This window comes from Phycicoccus sp. HDW14, assembly GCF_011383005.1.
GTDB lineage: Bacteria > Actinomycetota > Actinomycetes > Actinomycetales > Dermatophilaceae > Phycicoccus.
Window position 1 is genome coordinate 3,838,809 of sequence record NZ_CP049935.1, and the last position, 15,548, is coordinate 3,854,356.

General features: G+C 73.9%; 15 protein-coding genes and 1 tRNA gene. 12 read left to right on the top strand and 4 right to left on the bottom strand.

From position 1 onward, the window contains the following. The first annotated feature begins 102 nt into the window (after nucleotides 1–102). From G7075_RS18880 to G7075_RS18930, 11 genes are all read left to right on the top strand, one after another. Nucleotides 103–1,923, top strand: a complete 1,821-nt coding sequence (locus G7075_RS18880; RefSeq protein WP_240917754.1) for a glycoside hydrolase family 3 protein — start codon at nucleotides 103–105, stop codon at nucleotides 1,921–1,923. Between the two features lie 32 nt (nucleotides 1,924–1,955). Then, nucleotides 1,956–3,266, top strand: coding sequence for an exo-beta-N-acetylmuramidase NamZ domain-containing protein (locus G7075_RS18885; RefSeq protein ID WP_166123982.1), 1,311 nt, complete (start codon nucleotides 1,956–1,958; stop codon nucleotides 3,264–3,266). Between the two features lie 280 nt (nucleotides 3,267–3,546). Beyond that, nucleotides 3,547–5,010: a serine hydrolase gene (locus G7075_RS18890; protein WP_240917755.1), complete on the top strand. Its 1,464-nt coding sequence runs from the start codon at nucleotides 3,547–3,549 to the stop codon at nucleotides 5,008–5,010. A 9-nt stretch (nucleotides 5,011–5,019) separates the two neighbouring features. Then, nucleotides 5,020–5,898, top strand: a complete 879-nt coding sequence (locus G7075_RS18895; protein WP_166123983.1) for a MurR/RpiR family transcriptional regulator — start codon at nucleotides 5,020–5,022, stop codon at nucleotides 5,896–5,898. Nucleotides 5,899–5,943: 45 nt separating this feature from the next. Then, nucleotides 5,944–6,936 (top strand): N-acetylmuramic acid 6-phosphate etherase, encoded by a 993-nt coding sequence (gene murQ / locus G7075_RS18900; protein WP_166123984.1) that lies wholly within the window; start codon nucleotides 5,944–5,946, stop codon nucleotides 6,934–6,936. Further along, entirely contained in the window at nucleotides 6,933–8,222 is a 1,290-nt protein-coding gene (locus tag G7075_RS18905) for an extracellular solute-binding protein (protein WP_166123985.1), read from the top strand. Before murQ ends, G7075_RS18905 begins: the two co-directional genes overlap by 4 nt. An 89-nt stretch (nucleotides 8,223–8,311) precedes the next feature. Then, entirely contained in the window at nucleotides 8,312–9,211 is a 900-nt protein-coding gene (locus G7075_RS18910) for a carbohydrate ABC transporter permease (protein ID WP_166123986.1), read from the top strand. Beyond that, entirely contained in the window at nucleotides 9,208–10,155 is a 948-nt protein-coding gene (locus tag G7075_RS18915; RefSeq protein ID WP_240917756.1) for a carbohydrate ABC transporter permease, read from the top strand. The genes G7075_RS18910 and G7075_RS18915 overlap by 4 nt, the downstream gene beginning before the upstream one ends. A 13-nt stretch (nucleotides 10,156–10,168) precedes the next feature. After that, nucleotides 10,169–11,107, top strand: coding sequence for a BadF/BadG/BcrA/BcrD ATPase family protein (locus G7075_RS18920; protein WP_166123987.1), 939 nt, complete (start codon nucleotides 10,169–10,171; stop codon nucleotides 11,105–11,107). 12 nt (nucleotides 11,108–11,119) lie between these two features. Further along, entirely contained in the window at nucleotides 11,120–11,947 is an 828-nt protein-coding gene (locus G7075_RS18925; RefSeq protein WP_166123988.1) for a hypothetical protein, read from the top strand. A gap of 23 nt (nucleotides 11,948–11,970) precedes the next feature. Further along, nucleotides 11,971–12,183 (top strand): hypothetical protein, encoded by a 213-nt coding sequence (locus tag G7075_RS18930; protein WP_166123989.1) that lies wholly within the window; start codon nucleotides 11,971–11,973, stop codon nucleotides 12,181–12,183. A 479-nt stretch (nucleotides 12,184–12,662) separates the two neighbouring features. Here the strand turns inward: G7075_RS18930 and G7075_RS18935 are convergent. Next, nucleotides 12,663–12,750: transfer RNA gene (locus G7075_RS18935), tRNA-Ser, on the bottom strand. A 136-nt stretch (nucleotides 12,751–12,886) separates the two neighbouring features. On the opposite strand from G7075_RS18935, the gene G7075_RS18940 reads away from it, so the two are divergent. Further along, nucleotides 12,887–13,696, top strand: coding sequence for a hypothetical protein (locus tag G7075_RS18940; protein ID WP_166123990.1), 810 nt, complete (start codon nucleotides 12,887–12,889; stop codon nucleotides 13,694–13,696). A gap of 24 nt (nucleotides 13,697–13,720) precedes the next feature. Here G7075_RS18940 and G7075_RS18945 read toward each other — a convergent pair whose 3' ends face one another. From G7075_RS18945 to G7075_RS21775, 3 genes are all read right to left on the bottom strand, one after another. Continuing rightward, entirely contained in the window at nucleotides 13,721–14,188 is a 468-nt protein-coding gene (locus tag G7075_RS18945) for a DUF3817 domain-containing protein (protein ID WP_166123991.1), read from the bottom strand. Between the two features lie 105 nt (nucleotides 14,189–14,293). Then, nucleotides 14,294–15,268 (bottom strand): ScyD/ScyE family protein, encoded by a 975-nt coding sequence (locus G7075_RS18950; RefSeq protein ID WP_240918083.1) that lies wholly within the window; start codon nucleotides 15,266–15,268, stop codon nucleotides 14,294–14,296. Continuing rightward, entirely contained in the window at nucleotides 15,211–15,420 is a 210-nt protein-coding gene (locus G7075_RS21775; RefSeq protein ID WP_240918119.1) for a hypothetical protein, read from the bottom strand. Before G7075_RS21775 ends, G7075_RS18950 begins: the two co-directional genes overlap by 58 nt. Nucleotides 15,421–15,548 lie beyond the last annotated feature (128 nt).

The window sequence follows — 15,548 nt, forward strand, 5'->3', positions numbered from 1 at the left end:
ACTGTCACCTCGACCGGCGGCTCCCGTTGCCGGATCCGCGATGCGTGACTAAGTTACGTCGTGTTGCACGACGACGTGAACAAGTTACGCACTGGAGGAACCGTGACCTCGACCCTCTCCCGCCGCAGCGCCCTCACCGGCTCGATGGCCCTCGCCCTCGCCGGGGCCGGGGTGCCGATCGCCGACGCCGGTGGCCGGCGCCCCGGCCACGGCCACCACCACGGGCAGCACCACGGCTGGGTCACCGCGACCCTGGCGCGGATGACGTTGCGCGAGAAGGTCGGCCAGCTGTTCGTCCAGCAGGTCTACGGCGACACCGCGACGACCGCACGCACCGAGAACACCGCGCTGTACGGCGTCGCCACGCCTGCCGAGGTCGTCCAGAAGTACGCACTCGGCGGTGTCATCTACTTCGCGTGGACCGACAGCGTCAAGGACCCCGACCAGATCACCGCACTGAGCAACGGCCTCCAGAAGGCCGCCCTGACCCGCCGCACGAAGGCCCGCATCCCGCTGACCGTCGGCATCGACCAGGAGCAGGGTGTCGTCACCCGCATCGGCCCGCCGGCCACGCAGTTCCCGGGGTCGATGGCCCTCGGCGCCGGCCGCAGCACGAAGGACGCCCGCAGCGCCGCCGCCATCACCGGCCAGGAGCTGCGCGCGATGGGCGTCACGACGAACTTCGCCCCCGACGCCGACACCAACGTCAACCCGCTCAACCCGGTCATCGGGACCCGGTCGTTCTCGTCCGACCCGACCCTGGCCGCGCAGATGGTCGCCGCCCAGGTCACCGGCTACCAGCGGGACGGCGGCGTGATGTCGGCCGCCAAGCACTTCCCGGGCCACGGCGACACCGCCACCGACAGCCACGTCGCCTTCCCCGTCATCACGCACACGCGCGAGCAGTGGGAGAGCATCGACGCCCCGCCGTTCCGGGCCGCGATCGAGGCCGGCATCGACATGGTGATGACCGCGCACCTCTCCTTCCCGGCGCTCGACGACAGCGGCGACCCCGCGACCCTCAGTCGGCCGATCCTCACCGGCCTGCTCCGCGAGGAGCTCGGGTTCGAGGGCGTCATCATCACCGACTCCCTCGAGATGCAGGGCGTGCGCGACACGTACGGCGACGAGGAGGTCGCCGTCCGCGCCCTGGCCGCCGGCGCCGACCAGCTGCTCATGAGCCCGGCGCTGCCGAAGGCCTTCGAGGCCGTCGTCGCGGCCGTCGAGTCCGGCCGGATCAGCCGGCGCGACCTCGATGCCAAGGTCCGCCGCGTCCTCACCCTCAAGGCCGAGCGCGGCGTCGTGCAGCGCCCGTGGTCCGACCCGCGCCACGTCGACCGCGTCGTCGGCACCGCCGCACACCTCGCCGTGGCCGACGCGGTGTCGAACCGCACGACCACCCTGGTCCGCAACGACGACGGCGTCCTCCCGATGAGGACCGCCGGCAAGAACCTCCTGGTCACCGGGTACGGCGACACGACGACGAAGACGCTGGCCGACGGCCTCACCGCCCAGGGCGCGAGGACCACGGTGCTCACGACCGGTGCCGCGCCCACCGACGCACAGGTGGCCGCCGCCGTCGCCGCGGCCGCCGGGCGCGACGCGGTCGTCGTCACGACGATGAAGGCCTGGGACACCACGGTCACCGACAAGAAGGCCGGACAGCAGAAGCTGGTCGCCGCCCTGCGCGCCACCGGCGTCCCGGTCGTCGTCGTCGCCACCCGCGACCCGTACGACATCGCCTACCTCGGCGACACCGAGACCTACCTCGCGACCTACAGCTACAGCCCCGTGGCCCTCCAGGCCGCGGCCCGGGTCATCGCCGGCGCGGTGCAGCCCACCGGCAAGCTGCCCGTCGACATCCCGGCCGCCGGCGACCCGGCGACCGTCCTCTACCCGTTCGGCTTCGGCCTCCGCTACTGACGCCGCCCACCCCGAGACCCAGGAGACACCGCATGACCTCGCTGGACCGACGCACCCTCTTCGCGGCCACCGCCCTCGGTGCCACCGCCGCCACGGCGGGGGCCGCCGCCCCCGCCTCCGCGAGCCCCTCCGGGCACGGCCACGAGAAGGGTGTCCTCCCCGGCGCCGACCGCGCGGCCGCCGACCACTGGAAGGTCCTGCGCGGCCGGAAGGTGGGGGTGGTCACCAACCCGACCGGCATCCTGCGCAACCTCCACAGCATCGTCGACGAGATGCACGACTCCGGCGCCGTCGACCTGCGTGCGGTCTTCGGGCCCGAGCACGGCTTCCGCGGCACCGCGCAGGCCGGCGACGCCGAGGAGACCTACACCGACCCGCGCACCGGCGTCACCGTCTACGACGCGTACGGCGCGACCGCCGACTCGCTGACCCGGATGGTGCGCGAGGCCGGCGTCGACACCGTCGTCTTCGACATCCAGGACGTCGGCGCCCGGTTCTACACCTACATCTGGACGATGTACACGGCGATGCGGGCCGCCCTGCGCGCCGGTGCGTCCTTCGTCGTCCTCGACCGGCCGAACCCGATCGGCGGCACCGCCCGCGGCCCGATGATGACGACGGCCTTCACCACGGGCGTCGGCGCCAAGGAGATCGTCCAGGCCCACGGCATGACCGTCGGCGAGCTGGCCCGCTTCTTCGACGGCGAGTTCCTCGAGGCCGAGGAGGGCAGGACCCTCGGCGACCGGCTCGAGGTCGTCCAGGTGTCCGGCTGGAAGCGCGACACCGTGTTCGCCGACACCGGCCTCACGTGGGTGCTGCCCAGCCCGAATATGCCGACGCCGAACACGGCGCTCGTCTACCCCGGCACCTGCCTCTTCGAGGGCACCAACCTCTCCGAGGGGCGGGGCACGACGGCGCCCTTCGAGCTCATCGGCGCACCGTTCGTCGACCACCGCTGGGCCGAGCGGCTCCAGGCCCGTGACGTGCCCGGGGTCGAGTTCCGCGAGGCGTACTTCAACCCGGTCGTCAACAAGCACGTCGGCGTCGTCTGCGGCGGGGTCCAGGTGCACGTCACCGAGCCCGGCCGGCTCGACGGCCCGCGCCTCGGCGCCGAGATGCTCGTCGCCGCCAAGGCGCTGTACGGCGAGTTCGCCTGGCGCAAGGACAGCTACGACCCGGCGCGGCCCTACTGGGTCGACAAGCTGACCGGCTCCCCGCGCCTGCGCGAGATGGTCGACGCGGGCGCCTCCGCCGACGAGGTGGTCGGCGCGTGGAAGGCCGAGCTCGCCGCCTTCGACCGCCGGCGGAAGCAGTACCTCCTCTACCGCGGCGGCCGCCGGTGAGCCGGGCGACCGCTCGCGGCACGCGACGCCGGGCCTGGGCCGTGCTCGCGTCCTCGGGGGTGCTGGCCGCCTCCGTCGTCACCGCCTCGCCCGCGAGCGCCAACGACTTCGACCGACCCGAGAAGGGGTTCATGCCCGCCAGTACCGTCCTGCGCGACCGCGCACCACAGAAGGTCGGGCTCGACCCGGCCCCATCGCGGAGGCCGGGCGGCTCATCGCGTCCCACGAGGAGGCGCCGGCACCCGGCGGCCACCCGATGTACGGCGGCGCGGTCGGGGTCATGGGTCACGACGGCGCGGTCGTCGCGAGGCACGCCAGCGGCTGGGCCTCGCGCTGGAAGGACGCCACGACCGAGCTGCCCCGCGACCAGTGGGTCCCCATGCGCGAGGACACCGTCTTCGACCTCGCCTCGGTCAGCAAGCTCTTCACCTCGCTCGTCACCGTGCAGCTCGTCGAGCAGGGGAAGGTCCGCCTCGACGCCCCGGTCGCCACCTACCTCCCGGAGTTCGCCGCGAACGGCAAGGAGGCGGTGACCGTCCGGCAGCTGCTGACCCACACGTCGGGCTTCACGTCCTGGCTGCCGCTGTGGTCGAAGTACCCCGACAAGGCCTCGCGCATCAAGGCCGTCATGGACCAGCCGCCGACCAACGCCCCCGGCTCGACCTACCTCTACAGCGACCTCAACCTCATCACCCTCGGCGTGATGGCCGAGCGGCTCACCGGCAAGACCCTCGACCGCCTGGTCCACGACCGCATCACCGCACCGCTCGGCATGCGCGACACCGGCTACAACCCCACCGACAAGCAGCGCACGGCGGCCACGGAGTTCCAGACCGCCCCGCCGCGCGGGCTCGTGTGGGGGGAGGTGCACGACGAGAACGCCTGGTCGCTCGGGGGCGTCGCCGGGCACGCGGGCGTGTTCTCCACCGCCGACGACCTCGGCGTCCTCGCCCAGGCGCTGCTCAACGGCGGCACCTACCGCGGCCACCGCATCCTCGCGACGAAGAGCGTCGAGCTGCTGGTCACGAACTTCACCGAGGCCTTCCCGGGTGACGCCCACGGCCTCGGCTTCGAGCTCGACCAGCGCTGGTACATGGACGGCCTCTCCGGGCCACGGACGGCCGGCCACACGGGCTACACCGGCACCTCCATCGTCATCGACTTCGACTCCCGGTCCTTCGCGGTCCTGCTGACCAACCGGGTGCACCCCTCGCGCGACTGGGGCAGCAACAACCAGGCCCGCCGCGAGTGGGCGCGCGGGCTGGCCCTCGCGATGCCGGTCGACCCGCGCCGCGGGCGCACCGCCTGGGAGTCGGGCCACGCCGACGCCTCGACGGCCACGCTCACCGCACCGGTCACCGTGCCGGCCGGCGGCGGACGCCTCGGGTTCGACCTGTTCGTCGACACCGAGGACACCGACGTCCTCACCCTCGAGACCTCGGCCGACGGCGGCGCCACGTGGGCGCCGCTGCCCTTCGACCTGCGCGAGCGGGGGACCACGACGCACACCGACGGCACCGTCTCGGGCTACCACGAGCGGCGCTGGGCCCAGGCCCGGGCCACGCTCCCGGGGGGCGACCTGCTCCTGCGCTGGCGGATGACGACCGACGCCCAGTACCTCGGGCGCGGGGTCCTCGTCGACGGCGTGCGGGCCACCGCGGGCCACCGGGTGCTGCTCGACGGAGAGCGCCACGCCGACGCCTTCGGGACCCGCGGGTGGAGCGTCGTGCACCGGGGGACCTAGGTTGTGCGCATGGCCAGCCAGCCGCTCGACGGCGCCCCCTCGCTCCTCGTCCGGCTCCGCGGCGTCCGTCCCTCGCTCTCACCGGCCGAGGACCGCGTCGCGGAGCAGGTCCTCGCGAACCCCCGGGCCGCGGCAGGGCTGACCATCAGCGAGCTCGCGGTCGCGGCGACGACGTCCGAGACCACCGTGCTGCGCTTCTGCAAGCGGCTCGGCCTGCGGGGCTACCCACAGCTGCGGCTCGCCCTCGCCGAGGCCTCCACGGGTGGTCGCCCGACGACGGCGCCCACGAGCGACATCAGCGACGGCGACTCCGTCGACGACGTCATCGCCAAGGTCGCCCACGCCGACGCCAGCGCCGTCGACGAGACCGCCCAGACCCTCGACCGCGGCGCCCTCGCGGCGGCGGCCGAGGCCATCTCGAAGGCCACGCGGGTCGACGTCTACGGCATCGCCGCCAGTGCGCTCGTCGGGATGGACCTCCAGCAGAAGCTGCACCGCATCGGCTCGATGACGTTCTGCTGGAGCGACCCCCACATCGCCCTGACGAGCGCGACGCTGCTCGGGCCCGGCGACGTCGCCATCGGCATCTCGCACTCGGGCACGACCAAGGAGACGGTCGAGGCCCTCGAGCTGGCGCGCACCCGGGGCGCGACCACCGTGGCCATCACGAACTTCCCCGTCTCGCGGCTGGCCGAGGTCGCCGACCACGTCCTGGCCACCGCGGCCCGTGAGTCGAGCCTGCGCTCGGGGGCGACGGCGAGCCGGATCGCGGCCCTCACGGTCGTCGACTGCCTCTACATCACCGTGGCGCAGCACGACCTCGCCCGCGCCCGCTCGGCCGTCGAGGCCACCCGCCAGGCCGTCGCCGGGCACCACATGCGTTACTGATTCACGGGATTGCGGACTCGGGCGGAGGAAAGTAACATCGTCCGGGTGAGCACCGAGGCCACCGTCATCGCCCCCACCGAGGAGCGACACCCCGGCACCGTGGGCATCGACGCCCTCGGCACCCTCGACGTGCTCCGGCTGCTCAACGCCGAGGACGCGCTCGTCGCCCCGGCCGTGGCCGAGGTCCTCCCCGCGCTGGCCGCCCTCGTCGAGTCCGCCGTCGCGGCCATCCGGGCCGGCGGCACCGTGCACTACGTCGGCGCGGGCACCTCGGGACGGCTGGCCGTCCTCGACGCCGCCGAGCTGCTCCCCACCTTCAACGCCCCGCCCGGGCTCGTCGTCGCCCACCACGCCGGGGGCGCCGAGGCGCTGCTGCGGGCGGTCGAGAACGTCGAGGACGACGCCGACCGGGGGAGGGTCGACCTCGACGTCGTGGGCGGGGGCGACGTCGTGGTCGGCCTCACCGCGTCCGGTCGCACGCCCTACGTCGCCGGCGCCCTGGCCCTGGCCCGTGAGCGCGGGGCCGTCACGGCCCTCGTCACGGCCAACCCGCACCCCGAGCTCGCCGCCCTCGCCGACCACCTGCTCGCCGTCGACACCGGCCCCGAGGTGATCACCGGCTCGACGCGGCTCAAGGCCGGCACGGCGCAGAAGCTCGTGCTCAACGCCTTCTCGACCGCGGTGATGATCCGCCTCGGTCGCACCTGGTCCAACCTCATGGTCGACGTCGTCGCGACGAACGCGAAGCTGCGCGGGCGCATCGTGCGCATCCTGCGCGAGGCGACCGGTGCCGACGAGGCCGAGGCGCGGGCCGCCCTCGAGGCCGCCGGCGGCGAGCTCAAGCCCGCGCTCGTCACCCTGCTGGCCGGTGTCGACGCCCCCACCGCCCGGGCCGCCCTCGACGCCCACGGCGGCTCCGTGGCCCGCGCGCTCACCGCCGTCAGCGGCCTGCCCGCCGCGCCCCCCGGCCGCACCGACCCCGACGACAGCAGCACCCCCAGGCCCCTGGCCCACGTCCCGACAGGAGATCACGCATGACCACCCGAAGCTCCCGGAGCCGGATCGCCCTCGCGCTCGGCGCCGGCGCCCTCGCCCTCGCCGCGTGCGCGCCCTCGTCGTCCTCGGGCGGTGACGGCGGCGGTGACGGCACGACCCTCACCGTGTGGTCGTGGCGCGTCGAGGACAAGGCCGCGTACGAGAAGATCTTCGACGTCTACGAGAAGGCCCACCCGGGCGTCACCGTCGACTTCAAGCCGTTCAAGGCCACCGAGTACAACAAGATCCTCGCCACCGGCCTCGCCGGCAAGGACGGGCCGGACGTGCCGCAGGTGCGCTCCTACGGCCAGCTGCAGGGCACCGTCGCCTCCGGGTCGCTCGTGCCGCTCGACGGCAAGGTCGACCTGTCGTCGTGGGACGAGAACGTCGTCGCGAGCGCCAAGGGCAAGACCGACGGCAAGCTCTACTCGGTGCCGCTCGCCCGTCAGGCCACGGTGCTCTTCTACAACAAGAAGCTGTTCTCCGACAACGGCATCCAGGTCCCGACCACGTGGGACCAGTTCATCGCCGCGAACGACACCTTCCTGAAGAAGGGCATCACCCCGCTGGCCGTCGGCGCCAAGGACGACTGGACCCTGCCGATCGTCCACGAGGTCCTCGCCGGGTCCCGCTTCGGCGGCACGGACTTCCAGAAGGCGGTGACGACGGGACAGAAGGACTTCACCGACCCCGACTTCGTCGCGTCCGTCGAGGTGCTCAAGCAGCTCGAGAAGTACATGCCGAAGAGCGTCACCGGCGTGGCCGTCACCGACGCGATGACCCTCTTCACCTCCGGCAAGGCCGCGATGTACCCGGGCGGGTCCTACGACCTCGCGACCCTCCAGAAGGGCAACCCCGACCTCGAGGTCGGCGTCATGCAGGTGCCGCCGCCCAGCGGGGCACCGAGCGGGGCCACCGGCACGACGGCGGGCTGGGCCGACGGCAACTTCGCCGTCAACAGCAAGTCGCCGCACCAGGAGGCCGCCACCGAGCTGGTGCAGTGGATGGCCACCCCGGAGTTCGGGCAGCTCGTCGCCGACGAGGTCAAGCAGATCTCGGCCGTCCCGGGTGTCACGTACTCCGACCCGGTGCTCAAGCAGGTGGCCGACGACTACGACAAGACCGGGTCGCCCTACCTCCTGCTCACGGACTTCCGCTACGGCAGCCCCACCGGCACCGACCTGCTCGGCAAGGGCGCCCAGGAGCTCTTCCTCGGCAGCAAGGACGCCAAGACCGTCAGCACCGAGCTGAACACCGGTGTGATGACCTGGTTCAAGCCCACGAGCTGAACCACCCCGACCACCCCGGCGGCCGGAGCCCACGAGGCCCGGCCGCCGGGTGAGCCGGTCCCCACCCCCCCCCACCCCACCCGGAAGCCATGAACCGACGCACCGGACTCCTCTTCGTCACCCCGGCCCTCGCGCTCTTCGGGGTGTTCGTCCTCTACCCGATGGTCACCGCCTTCTCGTACGCCTTCTACGAGTGGCAGGGCACGGCCCGCGGCGGCTGGGCGGGGCTGGAGAACTTCAGCGCGCTGCTCACCCGGGCGCCGTTCACCACCGACCTGCCCCGCGCGCTGCTGCACAACGTGCTGTTCTTCGTCGGGACGATGCTGGTGCAGAACACGATCGGGCTCACCGTCGCCTTCCTCCTGCACCGACGCGCCCGCACCCGCCGGGCCCTGCAGACGCTCTACGCGATGCCCTACCTCGTCAGCCCCATCGTCATCGGGTACCTCTGGACGCTGCTGCTCTCGCCGACCTTCGGGCCGGTCAACACCCTCCTCACGAAGGTCGGGCTCGAGTCGTGGGCGCTGCCCTGGCTGGGCGACCCCGACACCGCGCTCTGGGTCGTCATCCTCGTCAGCGTGTGGCAGTGGATCGGGTTCCCCGTGCTGCTCTACGGGGCCGCGCTCGGCGGGGTGCCGGAGGAGCTGAGCGAGGCCGCCCGCGTCGACGGTGCCTCGAACCTCCAGACCTTCCGGCGGGTGACCCTCCCGCTGCTCGTGCCGGCCATCGGCACCGTCAGCGTCCTCACCTTCATCTTCGCGATGGAGGCCTTCGCGCTGCCGTACGCGTTCGGCGGCTCGACCGGCAACCCCGCCGGCTCGACCGACTTCATCTCGCTGCTCTTCTACCGGACGGCCTTCGACTCCGGGGCGCCCGACGCCATCGGCACCTCCTCGGCGCTGGCGACGCTGCTCTTCGTCGTGATCTTCGGAGGGGCGTACGCCGCGACCGCGGTGCTGCGCCGGCACGAGAAGAGGATCACCTCGTGAGCGTCGTCTCCGCCGGCATCGGCACCGCCGACGAGCCGGCCGTCGACGCCGACCCGACCCTCGCCGGGTCCGGCGGCACCGGGTCGGGCCCGCGTCCCCCGCGGCGCGGTGCCACCCGGGGCCGGGCCACGCCGGTCGGCGGGCGGACGGCGAGCGTCCTGCTGTGGGTCTACGCCGCGTTCGCGCTCGTGCCGTTGCTGCTCATGCTCAGCAGCTCCTTCCGCAGCAACGGCGACCTCATCTCGAACCCGCTCGGCGCGCCGTGGCCGCTGTCCTTCGACGCGTACCGGGAGGCTTGGACGACAGGCAACTTCGCGACGTACTTCGGCAACAGCCTGCTCGTGACGCTGGGGGCCGTCGTGCTCTCGACGACGGTCTCGACGATGGCCGCGTACGCGCTGGCCCGAGGACGCTCGCGCATCTTCCGGTGGCTGGAGTCGCTCTTCCTCTCCGGGCTGATGCTGCCCATCCACCTCGCGATCCTGCCGATCTTCTACCTCTTCGACGGGGTCGGTCTCGTCGACTCCCGGATGGGCCTGGCGCTGCTCTACGGGGCCTCGGGCGTGCCCTTCTCGATCTTCGTGCTGACGACGTTCTTCCGGCAGCTGCCCGAGGAGCTCGAGGAGGCGGCGACGCTCGACGGCGCGAGCCCGTGGCAGACCTTCTGGCGGATCATGGTGCCGCTCGTCCGCCCGGCGCTGGCGACGGTGGCCGTCTTCCGGTTCGTCCCGATCTGGAACGACTTCCTCTTCCCGCTCGTGCTGCTGCGCGACGACTCGAAGTACACGCTGCCCGTCGGCCTCACCCAGTTCTTCGGCGAGAACGCGACGAACTACTCGGCGGTCTTCGCGGGGCTGGTCATCACGACGCTGCCCCTCATCGCGCTGTTCCTCGTGGCGACCCGGCAGATCGTCGCCGGCTTGACCGCGGGCATGTCGAAGTGATCGGCTCGCCCGGGTGAGCACCCTCGTGGCCGTCGACGTCGGCGGCAGCGGCCTGCGGCTGCGGGTCTGCCGTGACGGTGTCGGCGGGCCGCCGCGGAGCGCGCCCGGAGCGCGGGTCGGGGCGGCGGGGCTCGACGTCGCGGCGCTGGCCGCCGACGCCCGGGCACTGCTCGACGCCGAGGGCGTCGACCGTCCGGACGCCGTGTGCTGGTCGACCCGGGGCCTGCTCTTCCTCGCCGACCCCGCCGACGTGCTGCTCGCGGTGGGCCGCTCGGTGGGTGCGCGCCGGACGGCGGTGGTCAGCGACGCGGTCGCCAGCCTCGTCGGGGCCCTCGGCGAGGTCGTGCCGGGGGCCGTCGTGGCGGCGGGGACCGGTGCCGTCGCCTTCGGCTCGGACTTCACCGACCACTGGACGCGGGTCGACGGCTGGGGCCACGTCCTCGGCGACCGCGGGTCGGCGGCCTGGGTCGGGCTCGAGGGCCTGCGCGCCGCGCTGCGGGCCCGGGACGGCGTCGACGGCGGGTCGGACGGCCTGCTGCGCACGACCGAGGACCTGCTCGGTCCGGCCGAGTCGTGGCCGCGGCGGGTGATGACCGGGGCCGACGCCCCCGAGGCGCTGGCGTCGGTCGCGCCGCTGGTCACCGCGGCCGCCGCTGCGGGCGACGACGTCGCGGCGGGCATCTGCGTGGCCGCGGGCCGCTCGCTCGGGCAGTCCCTCCTTGCCGCGGCCGCCGGGCTGGAGCATCCGCGCCTCGTCGTGACCGGTGGGCTGTTCCGGGCCGACGCCGTGCGGGCCGCGCTCGACGACGTGGTGCACGGGGCCGGGGCGTCGGTGACCCGCTCGGTCGGCGGCGCCCTCGACGGGGCCCTGGTCCTCGCGTCGCTGCTGCACGGGACGGGGGGCCTGCCCCGGCACCCCGAGTACGTGCACGTCGGCGGCTCCGAGGCCTGACAGACTCCGCGCATGGAGCTGCCGCAGCACTGGGTGAAGGTCGAGGGGTACGCCCCGCGGCTGGGTCGCGCCGGCGCCCCGATCTCGGTGTGGGGGTGGTCCACCCAGTCCGACGAGGACGCCCGGCGGGTCGGCGAGCAGCGACTCGCCGAGACCCTGGCCCGGATCGAGCGCGAAGGTCGCCTGGCGCCGGGCCACGGGTACTACCCCCGGACGCCGCTGCGCGAGCCGGTGCTCGAGGAGGTCGAGGCCGACGACGGCCGCCGCGTCGGGGTGCAGACCCGCAACCGGATGGGCTGCGAGGTCCTGTGCACCGACGTCCTGTTCATCGCCGACGTCGACGTGCCCGAGCTGGCGGACGACGTCCCCGCTCCGGGTGAGGCGTCGCCGGCGCCGGCCCGCCGGTCGCGCGGCCGGGGGTCGTTCCTGCGGCGGGTCTTCCTCGGGCGCCCGGACCCGATGCCGACGGGTTCCGGTGGCGAGGACGCCGCGGGGCTCGACGCGCCGTCGGCCCCGAGCCCGCCGCCCGCACCCGACACCGGGTACGAGGCGTACCCGGCGGACCCCACGGACCCGTCGGGCGTCCGGGTCGCGGCGACCGGCCCCGAGACGCCGTCGGTCGCGGAGTGCCTTGCGGCAGAACCGGTCTGGGAGTTCGGGCGGCGCCACCCGAGCTCGGGGTCCGGGTGTACCGCACCGCGGCCGGGCTGCGCGTCCTCGTCACCGGGGCCGACGCGCCGCCGTCGTCCGACCGCGCGCGACAGCTGCTCACCGAGCTCGGCAGCGACCCGCTCTACGTCGAGCTGTGCGCCACCCACGACAGCTACCGGGCGCGGCTGACCCCGAAGCCGTTCCGCGTCGGCGTGCGCGCCCTCGACGCCCGCTGGCCGTGTGCCGACGACGTCGAGGAGCGGCGCTGGCTGCGCTGGGTCGACGAGTACGAGGCCCGGGTGCCCGAGTACGCGACCTGCCGGCTCATCAGCGCCTCGGGTCCGGTGCCCGGGCCGGAGGAGCAGCGCCTCGTCGAGGTGCACGACGAGGCCACGCGCGTCGGCCACCGCCTCCCCCTGGCCTGAGCACACCGGCTCCGCCAGGGCCCACCCGTCGAAGGTACAGAACACGCCGTGTGCGCCGGCCGTCGTACGGCGTGTTCTGTACCTTCGACGGGCTCCCGGCGGAGGATGGGGGACTCCGCCGCCCGCGTCCGCACACCCAGCAGTCATCCGCTCCCCCGGAGCGTGTGCGGATCACTCCCGCGTCTGCGGATCGGGATGGTGCGGAGGATGGGGACTTGGCTGTCGAGCGACCGGCGGGTCGCAAGCTCCCGGATGTTCCCCCGCCACCGGGATGTTCGTGCGTGCCGCGGGAGGTTCCGGGAGCCACCCGCGGGAGGTTCCGGGTGCCAGCGGCGCGGAGGATGGGGGACTCCGCCGTCGCGTCCGGGCTCCTTCGTCGCCCGTGCGCTCCGGCGCCCACGCAGAGCGTGGGACCCGCCGGCATCCCCCACTCCGGCACATGACAGCGCCCCCTCGCGGAGCGAGGGGGCGCTGTCATGTGGCGGAGGATGGGGGATTTGAACCCCCGAGGGTTTTATCCCAACACGATTTCCAATCGTGCGCACTAGGCCACTATGCGAATCCTCCGCCGAGGAGGCTACCCGAGCGGCCCGCCCCACCTGAAATCGGCCGCCCGGCCCGACCCGCCGCTGCGAGCTCCCGCAGCACCTCTCGACAGTCCGGCCCCGTCCTGCCAGCATCGGCGCATGAGCGACGGGGCACGGTGGCCACGGGGAGCCTGACGGCGGTGCCGCGCGGGCGGTGGACGCCGGGCCCGGACGGCCGGTGGGACCCGAGGCGCAGCGACCGGGTCTTCGGGACGGTGATGGTCGCGCTCTGGGTGGCCTGGCTCGTGCTGACCCTCGTCACCCAGACCCGCCTCGTCACGCCCGACCGGCTCGAGGCCGACCTCGCTGCGGGACGCGTCGTCACGTGGCAAGTAGTCCAGCTCGACACCTCCGACGAGGGCTCGTCCTGGAGCCGCGGCGTCGACTTCGCCGTCACCGTCCCGAGCATCGACGCCTCCGTCGACGATGCCTTCTCGGCGCCCGGCAGCCCGGCCATCGCCTACTGGACCGACGGGTGGTTCGCCCCGGTGCGGGTGCTCGACCCGAGCGGCCTCGCCCTCGGCCCGCACGAGGTCGCCCAGTGGATGCGCACGGCCGGCGTCCCCACCGCCGACCGCCTGGAGGACCCGACGATCGTGTTCGACCGGCGCCAGAACTGGGTGGTCTCGGCGGCCGCCCCCCTGCTGCTGATGTTCCTCGGCTCGGTGCTCATCGGCCCGGCCCCGACCCGCGGCACCCGCTGGTTCTGGTTCTGGCAGGCATGGGTGACCTTCGGCCTCGGGGTGCTGGCCTACGCCGTCTGGGAGCAGCTGCGCCCCGCGCCACGCCCCGGCACGCTCGGCGCCCCGGCGCGGATGGGCGGGTGGCGCGGCCTCTTCGTCGCCATCCTCGTGTCGGCCATCGTCGGCGCACTCGTCAGCGCGCTCGCGGGCTCGACCCACTGGCTCTGGCTCGTCCGCCCCTGAGGCCGGCCGCCGGGGCGAGGGCCGTCAGGCGCCGGAACCCGGCGGGGACGGCGGCCCGATGACGAGCAGCGCGGCCGTCACGAGCAGCACGAGCGCCCCACCGACCACCGCCGCGAGCACCGGCCGGGCCAGGGCGCGCGCGAGCACGTGCTCGCCGACGTGCCGGGGGGCCTCGCCGCCCGGCGCCAGGCGCCAGGTGTGGCCCAGGGCGTCGGCGCGCTCGACCCGGCGCTCGGCCCAGACCGTCGCGAACGGCGGCAGGGCGGCTGCGAGCGCCACCAGGCCGAGGCGCCACGACCACCGCTGGTCGACCCAGACGAGGACCGTGACGAGCACGTAGGCGAGGAAGACCACGCCGTGCACCAGCCCGAACACCGAGACGCCGAGCGCCGTCGTGCGCGTGACGTACTTGAGCACCATCCCCAGCAGGAGCAGCGCCCACGTCACCGCCTCGGCGCGGGCGAGGGCGGGGAACAGCGTGCGGGGGGTCATCGGGGCCTTCCGGGTCCGGGTCGGGCATCCATCATCCGCGACGGACGGGGGACCCGGGCACCCGGGGGTGGAGGGCGCGGACCCCGTCCGCGCCCTCCCGGCCGGTCAGCGACGGACCGTGCCCTCCCAGTGGGTGCGTCCACCGCTGATCCGGACGATAGTCCCCGGGGCCGGTGGGTCCTCGTTGCCGAGGGTGGCGGCCCAGAGGTCGCCGTGCCGGTCGGACTCGACCGCGACGACGCCCGGCAGGCTGACGTACGGCGTCACCCGACCGTGTCGGACCACCGACACCTGCCCGGCGAACAGCTCGGCGACGTAGACCTCGCCGTGCGAGCCGAGCGCGAGGTTGGTCGCCCCGAGGAAGCCGCCGGCGAGCTTGTGCGACGTCCCGGTCCACGGGTTGACCTTGTAGACCGCGCCTCGCGGGCCGAGCACGGGCGACTCGGGGCCACCCGGCAGCGTCGTCACGTAGAGCCAGCCGTCCGTGCCGACCTCGACGTCGGTGGGCACCGGCTCGAAGGCGTAGGTGACCCCGGCGACGCACGAGGGCAGCCCGAGGGCCGCGACCATCTCGGCGGTCAGCGTGACCGGCTGCGGCGGGAGCACGGCCAGGGTGCTGACGGAGCCGTCGTTCCCGATGCGCCACAGCGTGTTCGACCCGGCGTCGGCGACGACCCAGGACCCGCGGTAGGCCGTGACCGAGTAGGCGTGCGAGTCGACGGCGCCCTGGTAGTCGACGGGGAAGCCCGCGGCCGCGAACGCGTCGACGACGCACTGGCTCGGGTTCGTGACGCCGTAGTGGTTGACCGCGTCGGGGTTGTGCGCGACCTCATACGCGTGGGTGTCGGCGTAGACCGTCCGCTTCCGCGGGCCGCTGATGGTCAGGCCGCTCTCGGAGTTCTCGAACGTCGCCTCGTCGGTCACCGTGGTCGTCCACGCGAGGCGCCGGCCGTCGTGGGAGCGGGCCACACCCGAGGCGCCGGGCTGCTCGTCGGCGATGGTGGCGACCGTGCCGTCGCGCTTCAGCTTCCCGACGATGCCGAGGCCGCCGTCGGCGAGGTAGACCGAGCCGTGCGACAGCTCGAGGTTGAAGGGGCGGCGAGCGAGTCGGCGAGGACGACGGGCGTCGGGGTCGGGTGCCCGCGGTGCGCCGAGGCGCTGACCGGGGGCAGGAGGAGCAGCAGTGCGCTCGCCGCGCCGAGGGCGGCGAGCATCCGGGGTGGTCTGGACATGAGGTCTCCCTGCGGTGCACGACCGGGGCCGCGCGTCGGTTCTCCGGGGCGGCGTCGCGGCCGATGGGCACCGCGGCGCCTGGATGTGACCGGGGTCACGTGAAGCGCCGGGGGTCAGCCTGTCGGGT